Annotated in this window: 4 protein-coding genes; 3 read left to right on the top strand and 1 reads right to left on the bottom strand. The window is 70.9% G+C overall.

The features are described 5' to 3' along the window. Positions 1-4 precede the first annotated feature (4 nt). The 3 genes from FRZ03_RS19515 to FRZ03_RS19505 all read left to right on the top strand — a co-directional run bounded on the left by FRZ03_RS19515 (position 5) and on the right by FRZ03_RS19505 (position 4,887). Complete coding sequence (locus FRZ03_RS19515; protein WP_261399259.1) at positions 5-1,054, top strand: LCP family protein; 1,050 nt, start codon at positions 5-7, stop codon at positions 1,052-1,054. A gap of 231 nt (positions 1,055-1,285) precedes the next feature. Next, the gene (locus FRZ03_RS19510) at positions 1,286-3,157 is read left to right on the top strand and encodes an LCP family protein (protein WP_146466460.1); all 1,872 of its coding nucleotides are present in this window, start codon (positions 1,286-1,288) and stop codon (positions 3,155-3,157) included. A 134-nt stretch (positions 3,158-3,291) separates the two neighbouring features. Next, complete coding sequence (locus tag FRZ03_RS19505; RefSeq protein ID WP_146466462.1) at positions 3,292-4,887, top strand: LCP family protein; 1,596 nt, start codon at positions 3,292-3,294, stop codon at positions 4,885-4,887. A 42-nt stretch (positions 4,888-4,929) separates the two neighbouring features. On the opposite strand, the gene FRZ03_RS19500 is transcribed toward FRZ03_RS19505, so the two are convergent. Then, positions 4,930-5,955: a glycosyltransferase family 2 protein gene (locus tag FRZ03_RS19500; RefSeq protein ID WP_146466459.1), complete on the bottom strand. Its 1,026-nt coding sequence runs from the start codon at positions 5,953-5,955 to the stop codon at positions 4,930-4,932. Positions 5,956-6,091 lie beyond the last annotated feature (136 nt).

Here is a 6,091-nt window from a genome sequence, read left to right as displayed (position 1 = left end):
GGCCGTGGCGGCCGCCGGGGCCGGGTGGGCGGTCTACGCCAGGCTCAGTGACAACATCCGGGCCGACGACGCGGCCGCCGCCGAACTCGCCCGGCACGCGGGCGAGCGGCCCCCGGACCTGGTGCCGGGCGCCCGCGACATCCTGCTGATCGGCTCCGACACCCGGGCCGGGAGCGGCAACGCCCGCTACGGGCGGGACCTGGGCAGCCGGCGGTCGGACACCACGATCCTGCTGCACCTGGCCGCCGACCGGCGCAGCGCCACCGCCGTGTCCCTGCCCCGGGACCTGATGGTGCGCGTTCCCGGCTGCCTTCGGACCGACGGCAGCCGCGGCGCGCCGGTGTTCACGATGCTCAACCAGGCCTTCGAGCTGGGCGGTTCGGCCTGCACCGTCCGTACCGTCGAGAAGCTGACGGGCATCCGCGTGGACCACCACATGGTCGTGGACTTCAGCGGGTTCAAGGACCTGGTGGACGCCGTCGACGGGGTGCCGGTCTGTCTGAAGGAGCCCATCGACGACAAGGCGGCCCGACTGCGGCTGCCCGCGGGCCGGGTCACCCTCGACGGGGAGCAGGCCCTCGGCTACGTGCGGGCACGGGAGTCGGTGGGCGACGGCAGCGACACCGAGCGGATGCGGCGGCAGCAGCGCTTCCTCGGCGCCCTCGTCACCAGGGTGCGCGGCAACGACGTACTGCTCAACCCGCTGCGGCTCTATGCCGTGTTGAACGCGGCGACCGCGTCCCTCACCACCGATCCCGGCCTGGCGAGCCCGGTCGCCCTGTACCGGCTGGTGCGCGTGCTGCACGAGATCCCCACCGAACACGTGCGGTTCCTGACGGTGCCGAGGGAGCCGTACGTCCAGGACGCCGATCGTGACCAACTCGCGGAGCCCGCCGCCGAGAAGCTGTTCGCCCGGCTGCGCGCGGACCGGCCGGTGGCGGTCGCAGACGCCGCGCCGGAGCCCCGGCAGGGGGCGCAAAAAGGCACAAAGGGCCACCCCTCTCCGGCGCCCGTCTTCACCGGCAACACGGCCGCGGAGCACGGCTGCGAGTAAGGCATTCGCCAAGGAGACGGACTTCCGTTCAGAAAATGAGGCGGATTGCCCAGTTGTAGGGACGACGAATTTGTCACCGGCGTCGCTTGACGCTGAACTGGGCGGATAGTGTGAGCGATCCGGTGCACGTGGCCACGAGGTCCGACCTGGGGTCGTGCACTGTTTCACCGAGACCCGAGCGCCTTTGAGGGGGAAGGCGCCGCGTGGCCCCGACGGAGGATTCGGACAACCGTGGACGCGCAAGGCCGTGGGCGGGCGGACAACATCGATCCCGCAGACCAGTGGGTACTCAATCCGAACACCGGCGAATACGAACTGCGACTGCCCCCTTCCGGAACGCAATCGGTACCCGGTCCGCGGCGGCCGTCCACCGAGAACGGCGGTGGCCGGCGGCGTCGTAACGACATGGTGTCCGGCGAGACCCGTGAGATGAGCCAGGTGGGGGCGGAGGACGGCGCTCACGGCGAGGGCGGCGCGCGCGCCGGGAGCGGAACCCGCGCCCGGGGCGGAACGCGCGCCGCGGAGAAGGGGCGCGCCGAGAAGGGGCGCGCCGGGGACAAGGCGCGCGCCGGAGACGTCCCCCCGCCGCGCTCCTCCCGCCGCCGGGGCACCGAGCCCGAGCCGGCGCCGGGGCGCCGCGGCCGGCGGCCGGCGAAGAAGAAGTCGAAGGTCAAGAAGGTCCTGGCGTGGACCGCGGGCGGCACCGCGTTCGCGCTGGTCGCCGCGGGCGCCACCGGGTACATGTACCTCAAGCACCTCGAGGGCAACATCAGCTCGACCGACGTCGGGGACGCGGGCTCCAAGGGCTTCAGCAAGGACGAGGCCTTCAACCTGCTGATCATCGGCACCGACCGGCGGACCGGCAAGGGCAACGAGGGCTACGGCGACAAGGGCAGCGTCGGGCACGCGGACACCAACATCCTGCTGCACGTCTCGAAGGACCGCAGCAACGCGACCGCGCTGAGCATCCCGCGCGACCTGATCGTGAACGTCCCGGACTGCCCGACGAAGCAGCCCGACGGCTCGACCAAGGTGGTCCCCGGCGCGGAGAACGTGCGCTTCAACACCAGCCTCGGCCAGGACGGCCGCGACCCGGGCTGCACCATGCGCACGGTGGAAGAGGTCACCGGCATACACGTGGACCACTTCATGATGGCGGACTTCAACGCGGTGAAGACGCTGTCGAGCGCCGTGGGCGGCGTCGACGTCTGTGTCGCCCACCCCGTGGACGACAAGGACTCCCATCTCAAGCTGCCCGCGGGCAAGTCGGTGGTCAAGGGCGAGCAGGCCCTCGCCTTCGTGCGCACCCGGCACAGCTTCGGCAACCACGGCGACCTGGACCGCATCAAGGTCCAGCAGCAGTTCCTGGGCTCGCTGATGCGCAAGATGTCCTCCAGCGACACGCTCACCAGCCCCTCGAAGCTGCTGGCCCTCGCGGACGCGGCCACCAAGGCGCTCACCGTGGACACCGGGATCGACAACATCAGCACGCTGAAGGACATGGCGCTGGAGCTGAAGAAGGTGCCGCCGAAGAACGTCACCTTCACCACGGTGCCGGTGGTGGACAACCCCGCCGAGAAGGTCCCCGTGACCGTCGTCCTCAACCAGTCGGCGGCCCCCCCGGTCTTCCAGGCGATACAGAACGACGTCTCGTTCACCGACGTGAAGCGCAAGCAGAAGGCCGCCAAGGACGCCCAGAACGCCCGGCTCAAGGGCAGCAGGTCCGCGCCCGGTGACGTACGGGTGCGCATCCTCAACGGCGGTGCCGCGACCGGCAGCGCGCAGGCGGTCCTCACCTGGCTGCAGAACACCGAGGGCGTGCTGAAGTCGGAGAACGCGGGCGACGCTCCGGCGCAGCTGACGAGGACCACACTTGAGTACGCCCCCGAACAGGCCGACCAGGCCAGGGAGTTGGCCGCGCTGATGGGGCTGCCGGGTTCGGCGCTCAAGCCGGGCAAGAGCGTCGTCAACTCCCAGGGCCTGCCCGCGATGACCCTGACCCTGAGCAAGGACTTCAAGGGCGCGGGCGTGCCGCTGACCGCCTCGCAGAAGGCGCCGAAGGTCGACAAGTCAACGGCCGACGAGGTTAAGTGCGCCTCATAGGTAACCCTGCGGGCCCGTCGTGCGTCTAACAATCCGACGCGGGACGGGCCCGTCGCATGGCGCAAGGGGCGGGGAGGGCAGGGAGATTGGCGCAGAGCGAAGTGCGGGGTGACGCTGCCGAAGTGGACGACACGATGGCGCTCACACCGCGGACGGCGAGCCCGTCGGACAGTGCCGGACGGCACGGGGGCGGGCGGCGCGCGGGGGGTCCCGGAGAGGACCGGCCACGCCGGGGACGGCGCGCGCTGCGCTGGTCGGCGACGGTGCTGGCGGTGGTCATACTCGGGACGGCGGGCGCGGGTTACCTCTACTACCAGCACCTGAACGGCAGCATACGCAAGGGCGAGCGCAGCAGCGGTGACGCCAAGGCGCGCAAGACCGCCCCGAACGCCGCCGGACAGACCCCGCTGAACATCCTGCTGCTCGGATCGGATAGCCGTAACTCCGCCGAGAACCTGAAGCTGGGCGGCAGCAGGAGCAGCGTCGGGGACCCGCCGCTCGCGGACGTGCAGATGCTCATCCACATATCCGCCGACCGCAAGAGCGCGGCGATGGTGAGCATCCCCCGCGACACCCGGGTCGCCATCCCCAAGTGCACGGACCCCGACACCGGCAAGGTCTATCCCCCGACGAACGACATCATCAACACCACCCTGGGCCGGGGCGGCGCCGGCTGCACGCTGGCCACCTGGGAGAACCTCACCGGGGTCTACATCGACCACTGGATGACGATCGACTTCGCGGGCGTGGTGAAGATGGCAGACGCCATCGGCGGTGTCGACGTCTGTGTGAAGCAGAACGTCTGGGACCGCCCGACCGCGGCCCAGCGCGGCGGCTCCGGACTGAAGCTGACGGCCGGGACGCACAAGGTCAAGGGCGTTCAGGCGCTCCAGTGGCTGCGCACCCGGCACGCCTGGGGCAGCGACCTGATGCGGGCGCGCGCCCAGCACATGTACCTGAACTCCATGATCCGCACGCTCAAGTCGGAGAACGTCTTCACCGACAGCGGGCGCCTGATGGACCTGGCCGACTCGGCCGTCAAGTCCCTCAAGGTCTCCGAGGAGATCGGCACGGTCAAGAAGCTGTACGACCTCGCCATGGAGATGAAGTCGGTGCCGACGAACCGCATCACGAGCGTGACGATGCCCAACCTCCCGGACCCGCGGGACCCCGACAACCACGTCGTGCCCAACCAGACGGACGCGGACCGGCTGTTCGAGATGCTGCGCGACGACGTCCCGCTCGACAAGAACGGCGGCAAGGGGTCCTCGAAGCCGGTCGCGGACAAGCCCGGGCCGACGCTGACGCCGTCCACCGACCCGTCCCGGCTCGGGGTGCTGGTGCAGAACGCCACCGGCTCCTCCGCGCAGGCCGCGGCACCGGGGCGGGCCAGGACCGTCGCGCAGGCGCTCGTGGCGCAGGGCTTCGGCAGGGCGGCGGCGGACACCTCGGGCTCGCTGTCCGAGGACAAGACGGTCGTGGAGTACCCGAGCGCGGACCTGGAGGGCGACGCGCAGGGCGTGGCGAAGGCGCTGAGCATCCCGGCGAGCGCAGTGCGCAAGTCCACCGGGGTCTCCGGGGTCACGGTCGTGGTCGGCGCCGACTGGCGCAGCGGCACCGTCTTCCCCAAGCAGTCCAAACCGAAGGCCGGCGACATCCCGTCCAACGCCGACGCCATCAACGGCGCGGACACCGACTGCATGGACGTTTACAAGCCCTATCAGTGGTGAGGGCGCCGGGGCCCCTTCGCGGGAAGGGGCCCCGGCGGACCGTCAGGCGCCGCGCACCGCCGGCCGGCGCGAGGCGATGACCCGCTTCGCCAGCGACTTCGGGCTGGTCAGGAAGCCCCAGCCCCAGGACATGTGCATGGTGGCGAGGGCCACGGGGATCTGGAGGCGGGCCTTGGCCGGCAGGCCCTTGCCGGCGGGGACGGAGCCCGCGGCGATCGCGGCCAGGTAGCCGCCGGGGATCACCAGGGCCCAGGGGGTGACGGCCACGCCCACCACGAGTCCCGCGGCGATCGCGCACACCGCGGTCGGCGGGGCGAGGTAGCGCAGGTTGATGGAGCCGGAGTGGTAGCGGGCGACGACATGGCGCCAGCGACCGTAGTCCTTGTACTGCTTGGCGAGGGCCCGCACCGAGGGGCGGGGCCGGTAGGAGACCTTCAGCTCCGGTGAGAACCAGATCAGGCCGCCCGCCTCGCGGATGCGGAAGTTCAGCTCCCAGTCCTGGGCACGGATGAACTCCTCGTTGTAGCCGCCCTGTTGCTCCAGCGCCTCGCGCCGGAAGACCCCGAGGTAGACGGTCTCGGCGGGGCCCGCCTGACCGCCCGTGTGGAACGCCGCGTTGCCCACGCCGATCTTCGAGGTCATCGCGGCGGCGACCGCGTGCTCCCAGTCGTTCTCGCCTTCGGCGTGCATGATGCCGCCGACGTTCTGCGCGCCGGTCTCCTCCAGGAGCCGCACGGCGGTGGCGATGTAGTTCGGCGAGAGCATGCCGTGGCCGTCGACGCGGACCACGATCGGGTGCCGGGAGGCCTTGATCGCCGCGTTCAGCGCGGCGGGCGTGCGGCCGGTCGGGTTGGGGACGGTGTGCACGCGTGGGTCTTCGGCGACCAGCGCGGCGGCGATCTCGTCCGTGCAGTCCGTGGACGGACCGAGGGCGATCACGACCTCCATCTCGCCGCCGTACTCCTGCGCGAGGATCGCTTGGACGGCCCCGCGCAGATGCCGTTCCTCGTTGAGGACGGGCATGATCACGGATACAGCGGGGAACCGCACGTCGGGCTTGGCGTTCATAGGACGCTCACGTTACCGCGAACGGGGGACAGCGGTGCGCGCCGCCGGGGCCGTGACGCGGGATGGAGATCGTATCGGCCTACTGTGCTCACGGATCCCACGTACGGCCTCGTCCGGAGGTGTCCCTTGGCCAGCC

This window comes from Streptomyces misionensis (assembly GCF_007896895.1).
GTDB classification, from domain to species: domain Bacteria; phylum Actinomycetota; class Actinomycetes; order Streptomycetales; family Streptomycetaceae; genus Streptomyces; species Streptomyces misionensis_A.
The sequence above is the reverse complement of the archived record's forward strand: the minus strand, read 5'-3'. Positions and strand labels throughout refer to the sequence as shown.